Origin of the sequence: Reyranella sp., from assembly GCF_030651995.1 — a bacterium.
Classification (GTDB): Bacteria; Pseudomonadota; Alphaproteobacteria; order Reyranellales; family Reyranellaceae; genus Reyranella.
Genome location: NZ_JAUSBN010000073.1, coordinates 49,087 through 65,142, shown reverse-complemented (window position 1 = coordinate 65,142; position 16,056 = coordinate 49,087). Strand labels below are relative to the sequence as shown.

At 67.3% G+C, this 16,056-nt stretch carries 23 protein-coding genes and 1 pseudogene; 17 read left to right on the top strand and 7 right to left on the bottom strand.

All coding sequences use genetic code 11. The features are described 5' to 3' along the window. The first annotated feature begins 27 nt into the window (after positions 1-27). Complete coding sequence (locus Q7V45_RS23065; protein WP_304856558.1) at positions 28-612, top strand: thermonuclease family protein; 585 nt, start codon at positions 28-30, stop codon at positions 610-612. A gap of 215 nt (positions 613-827) precedes the next feature. Here Q7V45_RS23065 and Q7V45_RS23060 read toward each other — a convergent pair whose 3' ends face one another. Then, positions 828-1,046: a hypothetical protein gene (locus Q7V45_RS23060; protein ID WP_304856554.1), complete on the bottom strand. Its 219-nt coding sequence runs from the start codon at positions 1,044-1,046 to the stop codon at positions 828-830. Positions 1,047-1,141: 95 nt separating this feature from the next. Between Q7V45_RS23060 and Q7V45_RS23055 the strand changes: the two genes are divergently transcribed. The 5 genes from Q7V45_RS23055 (at position 1,142) to Q7V45_RS23035 (ending at position 4,609) form a co-directional block, all read left to right on the top strand. Next, on the top strand, positions 1,142-1,915 hold the full coding sequence (locus tag Q7V45_RS23055) for a hypothetical protein (RefSeq protein ID WP_304856549.1): 774 nt from the start codon (positions 1,142-1,144) through the stop codon (positions 1,913-1,915). A gap of 225 nt (positions 1,916-2,140) precedes the next feature. Further along, positions 2,141-2,575: a hypothetical protein gene (locus Q7V45_RS23050; RefSeq protein ID WP_304856546.1), complete on the top strand. Its 435-nt coding sequence runs from the start codon at positions 2,141-2,143 to the stop codon at positions 2,573-2,575. Between the two features lie 69 nt (positions 2,576-2,644). Next, on the top strand, positions 2,645-3,688 hold the full coding sequence (gene rhuM / locus Q7V45_RS23045; protein WP_304856541.1) for a RhuM family protein: 1,044 nt from the start codon (positions 2,645-2,647) through the stop codon (positions 3,686-3,688). A 77-nt stretch (positions 3,689-3,765) separates the two neighbouring features. After that, the gene (locus Q7V45_RS23040; protein WP_304856536.1) at positions 3,766-4,101 is read left to right on the top strand and encodes a helix-turn-helix transcriptional regulator; all 336 of its coding nucleotides are present in this window, start codon (positions 3,766-3,768) and stop codon (positions 4,099-4,101) included. Positions 4,102-4,105: 4 nt separating this feature from the next. Beyond that, the gene (locus tag Q7V45_RS23035; RefSeq protein ID WP_304856534.1) at positions 4,106-4,609 is read left to right on the top strand and encodes an SRPBCC family protein; all 504 of its coding nucleotides are present in this window, start codon (positions 4,106-4,108) and stop codon (positions 4,607-4,609) included. Between the two features lie 167 nt (positions 4,610-4,776). Here Q7V45_RS23035 and Q7V45_RS23030 read toward each other — a convergent pair whose 3' ends face one another. Both Q7V45_RS23030 and Q7V45_RS23025 read right to left on the bottom strand, forming a co-directional pair. Further along, positions 4,777-5,691, bottom strand: coding sequence for a DUF697 domain-containing protein (locus Q7V45_RS23030; RefSeq protein ID WP_304856532.1), 915 nt, complete (start codon positions 5,689-5,691; stop codon positions 4,777-4,779). A gap of 14 nt (positions 5,692-5,705) precedes the next feature. Beyond that, entirely contained in the window at positions 5,706-7,112 is a 1,407-nt protein-coding gene (locus Q7V45_RS23025) for a YcjX family protein (RefSeq protein ID WP_304856529.1), read from the bottom strand. A 266-nt stretch (positions 7,113-7,378) separates the two neighbouring features. Between Q7V45_RS23025 and Q7V45_RS23020 the strand changes: the two genes are divergently transcribed. After that, positions 7,379-7,504, top strand: a complete 126-nt coding sequence (locus Q7V45_RS23020) for a hypothetical protein (RefSeq protein WP_304856527.1) — start codon at positions 7,379-7,381, stop codon at positions 7,502-7,504. A 12-nt stretch (positions 7,505-7,516) separates the two neighbouring features. On the opposite strand, the gene Q7V45_RS23015 is transcribed toward Q7V45_RS23020, so the two are convergent. Further along, on the bottom strand, positions 7,517-7,834 hold the full coding sequence (locus Q7V45_RS23015) for a hypothetical protein (RefSeq protein ID WP_304856524.1): 318 nt from the start codon (positions 7,832-7,834) through the stop codon (positions 7,517-7,519). A gap of 205 nt (positions 7,835-8,039) precedes the next feature. On the opposite strand from Q7V45_RS23015, the gene Q7V45_RS23010 reads away from it, so the two are divergent. From Q7V45_RS23010 to Q7V45_RS22995, 4 genes are read left to right on the top strand one after another with little or no spacing between them, the layout of a single operon-like run. Continuing rightward, positions 8,040-8,273 (top strand): hypothetical protein, encoded by a 234-nt coding sequence (locus Q7V45_RS23010; RefSeq protein WP_304856521.1) that lies wholly within the window; start codon positions 8,040-8,042, stop codon positions 8,271-8,273. An 8-nt stretch (positions 8,274-8,281) separates the two neighbouring features. Continuing rightward, a complete protein-coding gene (locus Q7V45_RS23005; protein ID WP_304856518.1) occupies positions 8,282-8,920 on the top strand; it encodes a hypothetical protein in 639 nt (212 codons plus the stop codon). A gap of 10 nt (positions 8,921-8,930) precedes the next feature. Next, complete coding sequence (locus tag Q7V45_RS23000) at positions 8,931-9,362, top strand: hypothetical protein (protein ID WP_304856515.1); 432 nt, start codon at positions 8,931-8,933, stop codon at positions 9,360-9,362. Between the two features lie 53 nt (positions 9,363-9,415). Next, positions 9,416-10,291 carry an SAM-dependent methyltransferase gene (locus Q7V45_RS22995; RefSeq protein WP_304856513.1) on the top strand — a complete coding sequence of 292 codons (876 nt, stop codon included), beginning with the start codon at positions 9,416-9,418 and terminating at the stop codon, positions 10,289-10,291. Between the two features lie 33 nt (positions 10,292-10,324). Here the strand turns inward: Q7V45_RS22995 and Q7V45_RS22990 are convergent, their stop codons facing one another. Then, on the bottom strand, positions 10,325-10,630 hold the full coding sequence (locus tag Q7V45_RS22990) for a c-type cytochrome (protein ID WP_304856511.1): 306 nt from the start codon (positions 10,628-10,630) through the stop codon (positions 10,325-10,327). 134 nt (positions 10,631-10,764) lie between these two features. Between Q7V45_RS22990 and Q7V45_RS22985 the strand changes: the two genes are divergently transcribed. Both Q7V45_RS22985 and Q7V45_RS22980 read left to right on the top strand, forming a co-directional pair. Continuing rightward, positions 10,765-10,944: a DUF3309 family protein gene (locus tag Q7V45_RS22985; protein WP_304856509.1), complete on the top strand. Its 180-nt coding sequence runs from the start codon at positions 10,765-10,767 to the stop codon at positions 10,942-10,944. A gap of 13 nt (positions 10,945-10,957) precedes the next feature. Continuing rightward, positions 10,958-11,188 (top strand): hypothetical protein, encoded by a 231-nt coding sequence (locus Q7V45_RS22980; protein WP_304856508.1) that lies wholly within the window; start codon positions 10,958-10,960, stop codon positions 11,186-11,188. A gap of 142 nt (positions 11,189-11,330) precedes the next feature. Here the strand turns inward: Q7V45_RS22980 and Q7V45_RS22975 are convergent, their stop codons facing one another. Next, positions 11,331-11,603 (bottom strand): hypothetical protein, encoded by a 273-nt coding sequence (locus Q7V45_RS22975; protein ID WP_304856505.1) that lies wholly within the window; start codon positions 11,601-11,603, stop codon positions 11,331-11,333. Positions 11,604-11,679: 76 nt separating this feature from the next. Then, the gene (locus Q7V45_RS22970; protein WP_304856502.1) at positions 11,680-12,132 is read right to left on the bottom strand and encodes a hypothetical protein; all 453 of its coding nucleotides are present in this window, start codon (positions 12,130-12,132) and stop codon (positions 11,680-11,682) included. Positions 12,133-12,477: 345 nt separating this feature from the next. Between Q7V45_RS22970 and Q7V45_RS22965 the strand changes: the two genes are divergently transcribed. From Q7V45_RS22965 to Q7V45_RS22950, 4 genes and pseudogenes are all read left to right on the top strand, one after another. After that, on the top strand, positions 12,478-13,020 hold the full coding sequence (locus Q7V45_RS22965; RefSeq protein ID WP_304856500.1) for a hypothetical protein: 543 nt from the start codon (positions 12,478-12,480) through the stop codon (positions 13,018-13,020). A 163-nt stretch (positions 13,021-13,183) separates the two neighbouring features. Then, positions 13,184-13,678 carry a flavodoxin family protein gene (locus tag Q7V45_RS22960; protein ID WP_304856498.1) on the top strand — a complete coding sequence of 165 codons (495 nt, stop codon included), beginning with the start codon at positions 13,184-13,186 and terminating at the stop codon, positions 13,676-13,678. A 771-nt stretch (positions 13,679-14,449) separates the two neighbouring features. Then, positions 14,450-15,106: an aldehyde dehydrogenase iron-sulfur subunit PaoA gene (paoA, locus tag Q7V45_RS22955; RefSeq protein WP_370692651.1), complete on the top strand. Its 657-nt coding sequence runs from the start codon at positions 14,450-14,452 to the stop codon at positions 15,104-15,106. Further along, a pseudogene (locus tag Q7V45_RS22950) lies at positions 15,103-16,053 on the top strand (xanthine dehydrogenase family protein subunit M). Before paoA ends, Q7V45_RS22950 begins: the two are co-directional and overlap by 4 nt. The last annotated feature ends 3 nt before the right edge of the window (positions 16,054-16,056 follow it).

Below are 16,056 nucleotides of genomic sequence, written 5' to 3'. Positions count from 1 at the left end.
GCCTCAAACGGAAGTCACGGTCGGCGCATGAAGAGACTCGCTCTCGCCGCCCTTTCACTCGCGCTGCTGGCGCCCGCCGCTCTCGCGCAGAACGCCAAGCCACCGGCCGCTGCGCCCGCGGCTCCGGCTCCAGCCGCGGCGCCCGCCAAGCCGCCGGGCTGCACCGCCACGCACGGCGCGCTGCCGCAGAACTGGTCCGGCCAGGCCTTCGCGCTCGACGGCGAGACGCTGGGCGGCAGCGGCCTCAAGACGCCGCTGCGCATCTGGGGCGTGCAGGCGCCGGCGCTGCGCGATGCCCAGCGGGTCGAGACCGTGCCCGGCATGCGCGCGCGGGCCACGCTCGAGGATTTGCTGGCGCGCGCCGACCACAAGGTGAAGTGCCGCATCGCGCGCTACGATTCGGAATGCCGCCTGGTCGCGCAATGCGCGCTCGACGAGGCCCAGCCGATCGATCTCGGCGGCGCGATGCTGGCCTCCGGCGTCGTCTACGGCCACGAGCTCGACGAGCCGCTGTCGTGGGAGCCGCGCGCCGCCCAGCGCTACGCCGACGCCGAGTTCGAGGCCCGCAAGGCGCGCAAGGGCAGCTGGCCGCACTGGCTGGGCGAGAAGTAGTTTTCCGTCGTCTCGACCGGAGCACCCCTCCGAACCCTCGGTGCAGGCTCCGCCACGACACAGGCGCGCCAACCCCAAACCTCCGTCGTCTCGACCGGAGCGCGCAGCGCGGAGCGGAGAGACCTTCTCTCCTCCAAAAGCCGCCAAATCGTCGAGGGAAGGTCTCTCCGCTCCACCTCGCTGCGCGAGGCTCCGGTCGAGACGACGAATCTTGCTCATTGCAGCGACGCGGCCGCCAGCGCCGCATCGACCACCCGCTCGATCTCGCGTTCGGGATAGCCCAGCGCGCGGGCTCGGTCGGCCAGCATGTCGCGGGTCGCCATCCGGGCGGCGCGGGCCGAGTAGCCGCCGGCCCGTTCGAAACCCAGGCAGTCGGCGGCGTCCTCGACCAGCCAGGGATGGGGAACGGGAGGGACAAGCTTGGGAGAGGCCATGACCGGAAGAGTATCCGGATTATTATCCGGCTTCAAGACGGATTCCGGAAAATTCCCCTCTCGGAAACCATTCCGGAAAATGCCAGACTGACGGCATGGCCTTCGATGCCAACCAGCGCCGCCAGGCCCTGCGCGCCTTCATGGCCGGGGCCGGCCTCAACGTTGCCCAGTGGGAATCGCTCTCAGGCCTGGGAGACGGAACGCTGCGCAAGTTCCTGGACGACCCGACCGGCGCCAAGACGCTGACCGACAAGACCTATTCGCGGCTCGCGGCTGGCGCGGCGAAGAAGACCGGCCGCGCCGTGGGCGTCGCCGAGCTGCAGGGCGAGTTGCCCGCGACGACGGCCGACGGCGCGGCCCCCTCTTTCGCGACCTCGTCCTTCGCGACCGATCTCGCGGGCAACGTCACGCCCGCCTTCGACGCGCCCGGCCGGCCGATGCTCGGCCACATGGCCAGCGACGTGCCGCTCTATGGCACGGCGATGGGCGGCGACGGCAACGGCGAGTTCGAGATGAACGGCACGGTGATCGACCATGTCGCCCGCCCGCCGGGCATCCATGGCCGCGGCGACGTGTTCGCGCTGAACGTGGTGGGCGATTCGATGTGGCCGTGGCGCAAGCCCAACAGCCTGATCTACGTCGAGCGCGACCGCGCCCCCAGCGTCAACGACCATGTCGTGGTCGAGTTCAGGCCGATCGCCGGCTCCAGCGTGCGCCAGACCGTGGTCAAGCTCCTAGTCGGCATCTCGGCCAAGACCCTGAAGCTCGCGCAGTACCGCCCGGCCAAGGAATTCGACGTCGACCGCAAGACGGTGTTCCGCGTCTATCGCGTGCTGGAGTGGGATGAGTTGATGAAGGGTGGGAGGTAGAGGCGTCTCCCAAAGCGCCGTGCGCCGATCACGAAATCGGTGTCATCCTGAGCGAAGCGCCGCAGGCGCGCAGTCGAAGGACCTTTCGCTTCGATCGATCACACGCCGCGTAAAGGTCCTTCGACTACGCCGTCCTTCGGACGGCTCCGCTCAGGATGACAAGTCGCGAGGGATTACTATCCTCCGATACTTGACATTTCCGGATTATTATCCGACACTCGCTTCATGCCCGACAGTCTCTCGTTTCAGCCGAAAGAGACCGTCGCCGACCTGATCCGCCGCCACCGCCGCCCCCTCCCCACACCCATCATCGACATCGAGAACTTCCGCGCCCGCGCCGTCGCGATCTGCAGCGCGGAGGTCGCCCACCGCAGCCGCGACTTCCAGCGGGTCGAACGCGCCCTCGGCCTCAGCTTCGACCGCTGGCTCGAGCCCGACTGCGAACAGCTCGGCCAGTTCCCCCACGAAGCCCACGCCGCCGCCGCCCTCGTCTGGCTCTCCCACCTGCAAACCCACGAAAGCGAAAAGCGCACACCGTGGAGCGGCGTCCCGTTCCGATCCTGGCGCGAGGATGAGCGCGCCGCCTGGCTCACCAGGCGCCGCGCGTTGTGGAGCGGCTTCCTCCGACAGATGCGCCGCTACCAAGAGGCCCTGCCCTGACAGAAGACTCAGGTGGCGTATCGCACGCCGATGTTGCTATAATGTTCCTGCATTCGAAACGGGCAGCCCATGACTGACGATGAGCCGGTGCATCTGGTTGAGGACGAGACCGGCGACCGGTTTCTCGTGTACGGGACGGACAAGGGCCTGCGGCTGGACATCCGCTACGAGGGTGAGACCCTGTGGATGACACAGGCGCAGATCGCCCAGTTGTTTGGGGTGGATCGCTCGGTCGTCACGAAGCACTTGGCCAATGTGTATGCCGAGGGGGAACTGGAGCCCGAGGCAACTAGTGCAAAAATTGCACAAGTTCGCCAGGAGGGTTCCCGCAAGGTCGAAAGACAGATTGATCACTACAATCTCGATGCGGTGATCTCGGTCGGCTACCGGGTGTCCTCCGCGCAGGCAACAGTCTTTCGCCGCTGGGCGACCGGCATCCTGGTACAGTTCGCCAGGACGGGCTTCGTGGTTGATGCCGCACGGCTCAAGCAGCCGGAAAGCGTCGACCGGGTCGCCGAACTCCGCGAGATCATTCGCGACATTCGCTCCGACGAAGCCAATGTCTATCGCGAGCTTCGCCGGATCTGCGCCCTGTGCCAGGACTATGACGGCACCACGGAAGCGGCCCGTGAATTCTATCAGCGGACACAGGCCAAGCTGGTCTACGCGGTCACCAGCCAGACTCCGTCGGAAATCATCGCCGAGAGAGCAAACCACCAGTCCGAGAACATGGGCTTGCGGACCTGGCAGAACGACAACATCCGCAAGACCGACGTTGCCGTCTCGAAGAACTATCTGGCCGAGGGCGAGATCAAGGAACTCAACCGCCTCACCACCATCCTGCTCGACATCTTCGAGGACCAGCTCGACATGGGCCGGCTCGTGGTGATGCGGGATGCGCAGGCCCTTCTGGACCGGCAGCTGGACCAGCTGGGCCGGACTGTGCTGCGTTCCGGAGGCTCGGTGAAGACGGCCGAGGCGAGGCGCATCGCCGAAGCGCAGTATGAGAAGTTCGACCGGCAGCGAAAGCTTGAGCGTCACCGCAAAGCCGACGAACGCATCGCGGCCCTGGCGAAGGAAGCGAAGGATCTTCCGAAACCGCCGCGGCGATAGTTGGCCCGCCCCAATACTTAGCCACTCGTGAAACTTTCCCTTGACCGCGCGATCACCCGGTCTCAATAGTTTCTAATATGGCTAACAATTCAACCAACCTCGACCGAACCTTCGCTGCGCTTTCCGATCCGATCCGGCGGGCGATCGTCACCCGTCTGTGCGAGGGGCCGAGATCGGTCAGCGAGTTGTCCGAGCCGTTCGAGATCGCCCTGCCCTCGCTCCTGAAGCATGTGCGGGTGCTTGAAGAGAGCGGGCTGATCAGCTCGGAGAAGACCGGGCGCGTGCGGACTTGCCGGATCGAGCGGCGTGCGCTGCAGGAGACCGAGGCCTGGATCCACCGGCATGTCGCCACCTGGGAGCGGCGCCTCGATCGCCTCGAAGCCCATGTCCAACGCATGAAGAGGAAGCATTAGGACCATGAGCGCCCCGTTCACACCGCCGCCGTCCGCGTGGCAGGACTGGCCCCTCGATCGCGAGATCGTGCTCACGCGCGTGATCGATGCGCCGCGCGCCCTCGTCTATGCCGCCTGGACCGACCCGGAGCAGATCCAGCTCTGGTTCGGGCCCGAGGGCTTCGAGGTCGAGACGCGCGAGATCGATCTCCGGCCCGGCGGGCTGTGGCGCTTCGACATGGTGGCGCCTGGCGGCACGCGCTACGACAACCGGATGCGCTTCCTGCGTCTCGAGGCGCCGTCGCTGATCGAGGTCGAGCACGGCTCGGACCGCGACGAGGATCCCGGCCGCTTCCGCATGCTCGTCACCTTCGACGAGCAGAGCGACGGCAAGACCGTCCTCACCCTGCGCCAGATGCACCCGTCCAAGGCGCAACGCGAGGGCGCGATCGGCTTCGGCGCCGTCGAATATGGCGGCCAGACGCTGGCGAAGCTGGCCCGCCACGTGGCGAAGCTCCGCGGCGCCTGAGCGCCGCCCGATCACACGAGATCGTTGCAGCTCGCCTTCGATAAAGCGAAAGGTCCCTCACTTCGTTCGGGATGACAGCGTTTTCTGCATCTACGCACAGCGCCAACCCGAGCAAAATTGTCATCCCGAACGAAGTGAGGGACCTTTCCGTGACGGATAGGCTGCAGTCACCGCGGCGCGGGCAGCGGCCGGATCTCCTCCTTGGCCAGCATGCCGAGCGCGAACGTGCGGCGGGCGACGACCAGGGCTTCGCCGGCGGTGCCGACGACGGCGGCGGCGAGACGGTCCTGGGCGGCCTGCATCGCGAACTCGACGACGGTGCTCATGACGGCGGTCGAGGAGGCCGAGAAGAGCACGTGCGAGATGATGCGCCAGACGGCGCGCGCGCTGTGGCGCAGGCCGTAGATCTGCATCAGGTCCTTGACCAGTGCGACGCTGATTCCCAGCACGACCAGCGCGTCGAGCGCGGGGTGCGGACAGGCGGCAACGCCGAGGCTGGCGCGCAGCGCGGCGCGCTGGATGCGTTCGTCGGCCCGCCGGTCCATCGGCACGAAGATCTCGCGGTTGAGAAGATCGATCACGTCGGCATCGGTGTGCTGCGGCTGCAGCGCGGCCGAGACGGCGCCCAGCTTGCCGCGCACCTCGGGATTGCCGGCGTAGAGCGCGTCGAGCACGCCGACCAGCCGGCCGCCGCTGCCGACGCCGCCCAGCCGCGCCAGATGCTCCGCCAGCTCGCGCGCCCGCTCGGCCGACTTGAGCCTTGCATAGGCGCGGGCCTGGCCGGCCAGCAGCCAGAGCGTCGAGCCGATGAGGGCCACGAGCACGGCGAACTGCGCGAGGTCGAGCAGGCTGCCCTGCTCGATCGCACTGCGCAGCAGCGAGACCGCGCCGTCCACGACGAAGAGCAGCAGCAGCAGACCGGCCGAGCCCAGCGCGAGCCTGGCCGGCCAGCGGATCGCGCGCGAGCGCGTCGTCACCTCGGGCAGTGCCTCCTCGAGCGAGGGCGCGTCGGCGGGCGGCAGGTCGCCCGGCCGGAACTCCATGTCGACCAGGCGGCGGGGCGTCTCAGCTTGTGGGGTCATGCTCATGAGGATGCTCACGCGAGGAGGAACTGGAGGACCTTGTCGAGATTGACGTGCGGCAGCGGCCGGTCGCGGAAGCCGGGCCCCAGCCGCGGCGGCTCGAAGCGGCGGATGTTGAAGCCCAGCTCGGCCCATTGGTCGGCAGCGGGAATGGTGCCGGGGATCACGCCGGGCTGGAGGTCGAGCACCTCGTCGCGGCCGGCCGGGATGCCGCGCAGGAACGGCGTGGCGAGGCCGTTCACCTTGAGCTTGAGGTCGGTCGTCGCCTTCACCGAGGCCACGGCCAGCAGGCCCGACTGCCGCGCCGTCGCCTGCAGGAACGGCTCGCCGATCAGGTCGCGCAGCAGGTTGACCAGGTTGGCATGCTGGTCGGCGGTGACATGGTCGGCCTTGGTCGCGGCCAGCGCCAGCCGGTCGACGCGGGCGATCGGCAGCAGGCGCAGCAGCGGATGCCGCAGCTCGTCGAAGGCGTCGCTGATGCTGCGAATGGCGAGGCCGAGATCGGCGAAGGCCTCGTGGCCCTGCTGCAGCGCCGAGAGGAGATCGACCAGCAGCACCTGCTTGCTCAGGCGGCCGAAGACCTCGCCGTAGAACTGCCGGACCCGCTTCAGATAGTCGGCATGGCGTCGCAGCAGCGCCGCGCCCATCGTGCCGCTGCGGGGCGCACGCACGCCCGAGCGCACCGACGAGAGCGGGAAGAACAGCGCGGCCGTATCGACCTCTTCGTCGGCCAGCGCGAAGCGTCCCGGCTGCACGAAGCAGAGGCTGCGCTCCTGCCGGCAGCGCAGGAGATAGTCGCGGTAGAGAGAGCCGATGCGCGCCAGCTCGGTCGGGTTCTCCGGCGCGGCGGGATCGAGCGCGCGCACCGCGTCCAGCCACGGCGTCGCGAGGTCGAGACGCCCGGCGCTGTTGGCCAGCTCCTCCATCTGCCGCGACCAGTCGCGGAACGACTGGGTCAGCATCGGCAGGTCCAAAAGCCATTCGCCGGGATAGTCGACCAGATCGAGATCGGTGGTGGCCTCCGAGGAGACGACCGAACGCAGCAAGCCGACATCGCCATGACGGATGCGCACGCGCAGGCCGCTGAGGCCGGTGGTCGGCGCCGGCCATGTCGGTTGCTCCGACAGGAGCTGGTCCAGCCGCTCCTCGAAGGGAAAGCGCGGCACGCCGGGAATCTCCAGCAGTTCCACGGCGTGCACATGCGCGCGCCAGGGAAAGAACGGAAAGGACGCCATCGGCGCCTGCGCCGCCGTGCGCAGCGCATGGGCGAAGGCGGTGATGAACACGGTCTTGCCCGAGCGCTGCAGCCCGGTCACGGCGATGCGATGCCGCTGCTGCGAGAGCGGCGAGGCATCGAACGCCGCGGCAATCCCCGCCAGGGTGGAGTCGGCCGCGTTCTTCAGTCGGGAGAAAGGTGTCACCGGGTCGTCGCCTCGAAGCATGTCTGTCGATGTGGGGTGTCACCACGTCCGAAAGATGGCAAGGCGGAAAGGAAAGGTCCCTCGCTGCGCTCGGGATGACAGGGGCTTCGTGCCGGCGCACGGCGCAACGACCAACAAAATTGTCATCCCGAACGAAGTGAGGGACCTTTGATTCACGTACGCCCCGGAGAAGACCATGTCCGAGAAGACCCGCGCCTTCGCCGTTCGACTGATGCAGGAGGTCTGGCAGACGTTCGATCCCCGCCGTGCCGCGCTTCCATCACGCCGACATGGTCAGGCATCATCGCGCGCAACTGCTGACGCATGACGACAGGATTTCCGCCTTCTGGCTGCTGAGCGACGCCGACTTCGACTACACGGCGCAGCCCTAGGTCCCAGCGCGGCTAGCGCTTGTCGGGGGCCGTGCCGCTATTGGGGCCGGGGCTTGTCTGCATCCTGCCGCCGCCCGTGCCTCCGATGCCGTTGGGGCTCGCCTGCAACCTGCCGCCGCCGGTGCCTCCGATGCCGTTGGTCGGGCCGCCCTTGTCCGTCTTGAACTGCGCATCCTGGTCGATGTGATCGCGGTTGCTCGAGTCGACGTTTACCCCGGCAGGGCCGGCGGGCGCAGGCGCGGAGCGGACCGGGTCGGCGGCGGTCGCTGAGCCTGCAAGGCCCATGACAGCCATGACAGCAAGCGACACGGTGACGAACTTGAAGGCCATCTGAGTTCTCCGCGACGACGGGCATGCGAGCGATACAGGTTCATCGTGCACATGCCTTCGCGGCCGATCCAAGTCCAATCGGCGGCGTCGCTTGGGCTCGTGCCCCAAAATGTAGAGGGCTGGCGGCGTCTCCACCCCCTGCATTAAGTGGCTTGTTGTTCCTGTTTTGTTCCCATACGAGTCCGTCCAGCAGAGGAGGTGCTGGATGTTCGGTTTAACGCTTCACGACGTCGCCACGGCCCCGCATCCCATCGGCATCGAATGCGAACGCTGCATCCGGCGCGTCGTGGTCACCGCGGCGGCGCTGAAGGCGCGGCCGGGCGACCGTCGCACGCTCCAGGAGGCGGGCCTGGTCTGCAGCCGCTGCGGCTCGCGCGTCTTCGGCGTCACCCGGTTCCTGTCGCAGGCCGAGCTGCGCGCCTTCGTGCGGGCGCGGTGAGGCCCGCCATGACCGACATCGCCGCCGCCACCGATGCGACCGCCGCCGCCGCCCCCTCTCCCCGCCCGCCCGGGCCGGCGCGCATCCCCTATCGCAGCCCGCCGCGCTTCGACACCTCGGCCGAGGTCGAGCAGGCCTTTCCCCATGCCACGCAGGTCATCCGGCGCGGCCTCTGGATGGTCTACGAGCAGGCCGAGGTGAATGCGACGCTGAACGGGCTCGGCGAGCATCGCAGCGGTTGCTTCAACGGCCTCTGCACCTTCCGCTTCACGCAGCCCGAGCACGCCGCCGCCTTCGCCGAATATGCCTTCGACAAGCGGCTGCATCGCCTCAAGGCCAACAGCACCCACGGCGCCACGCGCGAGGAGGTGGCGCTGGAATGGGAACGCCGGGCGGCGGAGCGCGAGGAGATCCTCGCCTGGGGCCGGCTGACCGGCATGACCCGCCAGGTGGTCGCGCATTACCGCGCCGAGCGGCATGTCGGCACCTGGTCCTGGCCGGCGCATCTCGCCGCCGCGCGGCTGATCGAGAAGGCCCATCCAACTGTCACGGATCCCTGTCATTACGCCGGGGTGATGATCGAATGGGCGGAGCGGGAACACCGGTCGTGGTTCTGGCGTTGCTGCCGCGGCCTGCACCATCTGTAAGGGAGTGCCCATGTCTGTCATGCTCGATTGCCTGACCAATGCGAGTGATTCTGGGGCGAGGGATCCGCTCGACCGGGAAGCCGGCCTGATCCGGCGCGCCTTCGAGCTCGCGGCGACACAGCCCTACGGCTTCACCTTCGAAGACCTGGAGCAGGTCGAGGCCTATCGCACGCAGCGTGCGGCCGACGTCACATCGCTCGGCTGCGTCGCGAGCCTCACCGACGGCCGCCGCTTCCACCTCGCCTATGTCGCGGGCCCGCAACTGTCGGACTTCGTCACGGTCACGCAGATGGTGACCACGCAGCCCTTTCCTTCCATCGGCGCCTCGGGCCGCGTCTCGCCCTGGATCGACGACGTGGCCGAACTAAACCACCGTCTCGGCCTGCCCCTCATCCCGCCCCCGCCCGTCCCGGTGATCCTGCCGCTGCCGGCGCGGCACTAGAAACGACCCGGGGAGCTTGCGGCGGCCTGCGGTCTCGCCCACAAGCTCCCCCGATGTCGAAGCAGCATTCCCCCAAGCGACCGCCCTCCTCCCGCGAACGGCCCGACGTGATCGCGGGGCGCAAGGTGCTGGCGGAGATGTGGCCGGGGCCGGCGCGCGAGAGCTCCGTCACCTTGCTGAAGGCGCTGCACGTGCTGACGCGCGACGGCGGGCTGAACCTCGACACGCGGCGCAAGCTGAAGCAGGTGCTGCATCTCGTGCAGCTGCTGCGCCCGTCGCTCGACGCGCTGCTGGCGGAGGGAAGCGATCCGGTGATCGCCGATCTCGGCACCGGCAAATCCTATCTCGGCTTCATCCTCTACGACCTGGTGGTCGGTCCCGCCGGACGCGGCTCGATCGTCGGCGTCGACGTGCGCGCCGAACTGGTCGAGCGCTCGCAGACGCTGGCCCGCGAGTGCGGCTTCGAGCGCGTGTCGTTCGTGGCCGGCGGCATTGCCGACACGGTGCTGCCCGGCGGCCGCGCCGACATGGTGACGGCGCTGCATGCCTGCGACACCGCCACCGACGACGCGATCCGCTTCGCGCTGCGCCACGAGGCGAAGGTCGTGGCGCTGATCCCGTGCTGCCAAGCCGAGGTCGCGGCCCTGCTCGAACATGCGAAGCCCTCGCCGATCGACCAGCTGTGGCGCCACCCGCTGCACCGTCGCGAGTTCGGCGCGCACGCCACCAACGTGCTGCGCGGCCTGGTGCTCGAAGCCCGGGGCTACAAGGTGCGCGTGACCGAGTTCACCGGCCTCGAACACACGCTGAAGAACGAGCTGATCCTCGCGACCCGCCACCAGCAGAGCAATCCGCTCGCCCGCCGCAAGCTCGACCAGTTCGTCGAACAGCTGGGCGTGCGCCCGGCGCTGCTCGACGTGATGGACTGACGAGCTCCCTTTCGCCCGGCGTGTCGCCGCCCGTCACGGCTTCTGGCGAAGGCTCAGGATATAGGTGACCAGGGCATTCCGCTCCTGGGTGCTCAGCGAGAAATCGGGCATGAGCGTGTGGCCCACGGAGAGGTAGCCGTCGAGCATCGCCGCCGTCGTGTCCGGCCGGGCGGCGATGGCGCGGAAGCTCGGCGCGCTGTCGGTGGCCAGGCGCTGGCCGGCTTCCACGACGTGACAGGCCGTGCACCACCGCGCGGCCAGCGCACCGCCGGTCTGCTGAGGCTGGGCGGCGGCCGGAAGCGGCATCAGCAGCAACGCCAGCACAAGGGCTCTTCTCATGGCTTCCTCCGGGGGTGTGCAACGATTGCAGGCTTCGCGCGTTACTGCGGCAAGACTTCATAAGTCAGCCACCGGCCTTGTCCTTGATCTGCCTCAAGGCGGCTTCACGGACCGGGCCAACGAGGATTGCTCCCATGTCGACGATACTGATCATCATCCTGCTGATCGTGCTGCTGGGCGGCGGCGGCGGCTACTATGGCTACAATCGCTATGGCGGGCGCGGGCTCGGCGGCGTCCTGGGCCTCATCCTCGTGATCCTGCTCGTTCTCTGGCTCGTCGGCGCCCTGGGCGGGGCCGGCATGGGACGGCTCTGACACGGGCAGTCCCGTGAGCCGTTCCCCGCTGATCGTCCTCGGCGCCGTACTGATCGTGCTCGGCCTGGTCGGCTTCGCCATGCCGATGTTCACGACCCAGGAGACCACCGAGCTGGCGCGGATCGGCGAGCTGAAGCTCGAAACGACGCAAACCACCACGCATGTCATTCCACCGCTTCTGATCGGCGGCGTGCTGGTGGTCGGCGTCATACTTCTCGGCGCAGGCCTCTATCGCAAAAGATAGCGCCTCGGTCAGAGGCAGGAAGCTCTTTGCCCGCGAGATCGATATGAGGGAGAGCCTCAATCGCCGTCGTGTGACCAGGGAATGCAATCGCTTTGGCGCAGCCCAATCCGACCGTCCCCGGTACCGGAGTGAAGCCGAACAGTCAGACCTGGTGGATCATCTTCAGCTTGTCGGTTGATTCCTGCAGCTCGGCTGCCAGCGCAGCACGTTCGGCTTTCATTTCATTGAGCCGACGGCTCAGGTGCCTTCTGCGCCGTCGTATCTGGCCGGCCTCCGCTTCCCCGGCACCGTCCAGTTTGGACTTCAGCTCGAGGTCTTCGGCTTGAATGCGGGCCAGATCTTCCTTCACCTCGACGAGCCGGTCGGTGCAGAAGTGGCGCGAATGCAGGAGCCGACGCGCTTCTTCATCAGACACTTGTTTCTCTCCCGATAGAACAGTGACGATAATCTCTGGAGAGCCGTCGGGCCCCAATGCCGATCATCCGCCCCACTCAGTACCCAGGGCGGCTGTCGTTCACCACAGCCATGAAGGGGAACCGGAAAGGCTTTCTGAAAAGGCCGGTGGCCGCGCTTTCGGAGGAAAGCCACTCCCGCGCGTCCGTCTCCTCGGTGAAGAGGCGCAATCGGCGGCTGTCTCCCATCCGGTGCTTCAGGAGAACCGCCATGTCCACCAACAGAGGCGGCGGTGTCCTGCCGACCACGATCGCGATGGGCCCCTCGGTCGTGGCGCTATATGACCGGGTCCTGGCGACCATGGCCTGGAGATCGTCGCTGCTGAGCTGAATGTCGGCCCGGTGCAAATCGAACAGCTTGCAATAGCCGACCGTTCCCTTTGCCCGCATGGTCGCTTCGAACGACGAGATGAATGACAGATCGAACAGGCCCACGCCGCGAACAATAACGAGGCCTTCCGCCCCGTAGATTGTCCAGCCCATCGTACCCATGACGCTTACTCCCCTACCGGATTGGTTCCTGTCGTCATCGTCCCTCTTCCCCGGGGAAACATTCTGCAGTCAGCGCAGCGTCAGAGTCATCATATTTCGCCCAAGGCCACGTCATTGAGAATTACTGCCAATTTCGACTTGGCTTTTGATATTATTTGCTCAACCGACGCAATTTGCAGTCATTGGGCGATGTGCCGAAATAGACAGGTTCCGCACGCTGCAGGTCGCTCTCAGCGCAACATTGCGCGGTCCGCGGCGTTGGTTCGCTGCCGGGCACAGAACGATCACATCGACGGGCGTCGCTCACGCCTATGTTCTGCCGCTCGCACCCGAAGGACCATATCGATGAACAAGCTCACCCTGATCGCGGCGTTGATGGTTGCCGCCTCTCTCGCGTCGCCGGCGATGGCTCAGAAGGACAAGGACAACCCGGGCCAGGGCCGCGGCGCCGACAAGGCGGACAAGGCTGATCGTGGCAATGGGAAGAACGGAGGCGGCGATCCGCCCGGCGCGGCTCGGGGTCAGGCCAACCCGGGCCAGGGCGTCGGCCAGGGCGCACCCTCGACGGTCAACGTCGTCGTGACCGAGCGTGATCGGGGCGCCATCCACGGATACTACCGCCCGCTCTATGCGGCAGGGAACTGCCCGCCGGGTCTCGCGAAGAAGAACAATGGGTGCCTGCCGCCCGGTCAGGCGAAGAAGCTTTGGGCCATCGGCCAACCGCTCCCCGCCGGCGTGACCTTCTATCCACTCCCGGGCGCGTTGCTCGGGCAGCTCACGCCTGCCCCCGCTGGCTACCAGTATGTCCGGGTCGCGAGCGATATCCTGATGATGGCGGTCGGCACCCAGTTGATCGTCAGCGCCATCGCGGATCTCGGCACGATGTAAACGGAGCCGGGCAGGTGGACGCCGATGCCACCGGCCGCGCGCGGTAAAGGCGATATGGACTCCGGCGAGGACACGGCACCCCAGGCCACCGCCATCGCGACAGCATTCGCGCTTCCCGCAGGGCTTCCGCTAGAGTGTGCGCCCTCGAACGTTGGAAGACTCGATGACTCACATACTCGGTATCCTGTGCGCGCCAACGGCCGAGAAAAGCGTCGCCCATGGATTGCTCAGGAAGGCGCTGCAGGCCGCGGAGAAGAAGGGCACGACCAGCGAACTGGAGATCCTGCGGCCGGACTTTTCGCTGAAGGCCGTGCGGAAGAAGCTGCTCGACGCCGACGGGCTCATCATTGCCACGCCGGTTCACTGGTTCAACGTCTCGGTGCTCGCGAAGCGGCTGATCGACGAGGTCTTCTGGGATTTCAGCGACGAGCCCTACGACCTCGACGGCATGCCGCTCGGCATCATCGCCACCTGCAACGAGGATGGCGCGAACCAGGCGATCGCCAGCATCGCCCTGCCCCTCAACCACTGCGGCCTCTACGTCCCGCCCTTCGGCACGCTGATCCACAACATCGCCATGCCCGGCCATGGCGAGCGCGGCTGGCAGAACCGGCCGGAGGAGATCGGCGCGCAAGTCGCGGCGTACGCCCTGGAGTAATGCAATCGCGCACGGCATCGTCTGGACTGTCGGCCTTTTCACATTTTTTCGATAGGATGAACCGTCCGTACCGGCTCCCCACGGAACAGGCCTTCAGTACAGGCAACTGAACCTTATCGATAATACTCATAGTAGTATTATACCTTCCGCATTGCCCTCTTACGGTTGCCTTTGCTATTCCAGTGCAAGCACTGGGGAGTGCTGCTTGGGATTGGGTAGTGGGTAATGGGCAATGAATTGGGGAAGTGGGATTTTCCGCCTGTGGTTCGCGGGGGCGGTGCTTTGGATTGCATACTGGTCAAAGCGCTACGTATGCATCATCGGCGATTGCGACGGGCCATCGGACTTGATCGTCGTCGCGCTGGGAGGGGCTGCCCTTGTGTGGACTGTGCGGGGCTTCCTTAAACCCCGGCCTGCCAGTGAAGAACCGCCTCCCACCACGCGCCGCTCCAGGCGCCAGGGGTCGACGTAGCGCGCTCAGCCGATAGCGGGCGCCATCTGTTCTTGCGAGAAAGCTCTTCACTTCCAGCTTCCACCACTGACTGGATGTGAAGGGGCCGGATCCCGTTTCCCCGGTCCGGCCGGCCGTCGATCATCCCACTGGTCGACGGCTGCAATTTGCGTGAAGTCGCAGGCTCCACGGCGCACGAACCATTCGGCCTTGCCGAGGCCGCGCGCGGCAAAAGCGGCACGGGTCTCGGCGCAACGAGGACGCCGGACGCGACGTTGAGCGGCCTGAACCCGCACCGCAGCCGCCAGCAGGAGCCCCCCATGGCCACTCCCCGCGAAAATGATGTGAAAAGACGCACCCTGATGGCGGCCACTGTCGCCACGGCAACCGTCGGCACCATAGCGTCCCGGGCCGGGGCGCAGGCGTCACCGGCCTCTCCGCCGGCACCTGGGAGCGGCGCCGCGCCGACGCTGAAAGTTTCCTTCACCGTGAACGGCAAGCCGCGCGACCTCGAGCTCGATCCACGCACCACTCTGCTCGACGCGCTGCGCGAGGGGCTGCATCTCGGCGGCACCAAGAAGGGTTGCGATCACGGCCAGTGCGGCGCCTGCACGGTGATCCTCGACGGCAGGCGCATCAATTCCTGCCTCACGCTGGCGGTCATGCATCAGGGCGGCAGGATCACCACCATCGAGGGGCTGGGCACGCCCGACAAGCTGCACCCGATGCAGGCCGCCTTCGTGAAGCATGACGGCTATCAGTGCGGCTACTGCACGCCGGGCCAGATCTGTTCGGCGGTCGCGGTGCTGGAGGAGATCGAGGCCGGCATCCCGAGTCACGTCACCGCCGACCTCAACGCCAAGCCAGCGCTCGACGACGCCGAACTGCGCGAGCGCATGAGCGGCAACATCTGCCGCTGCGGCGCCTATTCCAACATCGTCGAGGCCATCGGCGAAGTCGCCGGGAGGAAGGCATGAAGCCGTTCACCTACGAGCGCGCCGCCTCGCCGGCCGGGGCCGCCAGCGCCGCCGCGCGCCGGCCGGACGCAAGGTTCATCGCCGGCGGCACCAACCTGCTCGACCTGATGAAACTGCAGATCGAGACGCCGGCGCATCTGATCGACGTCAATGACCTCGGCCTCGACAAGATCGAGCCGACGCCGGAGGGCGGCCTGCGCATCGGCGCCCTGGTGCGCAACACCGATCTCGCGGCTGATGCGCGCGTGCGGCGCGACTATGCGGTGCTGTCGCGGGCGCTGCTGTCGGGCGCCTCGGGCCAGTTGCGCAACCGCGCGACGACCGCGGGCAATCTCCTGTAGCGCACGCGTTGCCCCTATTTCTACGACACCAACATGGCCTGCAACAAACGCCGCCCCGGCAGCGGTTGCTCGGCGCTGGGCGGCTACAGCCGCCAGCTCGCCGTGGTGGGTGGCAGCGACGCCTGCATCGCCACGCATCCGTCCGACATGGCGGTGGCGATGCGCGTCCTCGACGCCACGGTGGAAGCCGTGAAGCCGCAGGGCGCCACCCGCACGATCCCGATCGCTGACTTCCATCGCCTGCCCGGCGACACGCCCGAAATCGAGACGGTGCTGGAGCCCGGCGAGCTGATCGCGTCGGTGACGCTGCCGAAACCTGCCGGCGGCATGCAGCACTATCGCAAGGTGCGCGACCGCGCCTCCTACGCCTTCGCCCTCGTCTCGGTCGCCGCCATCATCCAGCCGGACGGCAGCGGCCGCGTCGCGCTGGGCGGCGTCGCGCCCAAGCCGTGGCGCCGCGAGGACGCCGAAGCGGAGTTTTCGCGCGGCGCCAAGGCTGTGATGGCGAAGTTGCTCGCCGGCGCCAAACCCACCGAAGAGAACAAGTTCAAAGTGCCACTGGCCGAGCGTGCGCTCGCCGCCGTGCTGGCCGAGCCGAGGGGCTGAGCC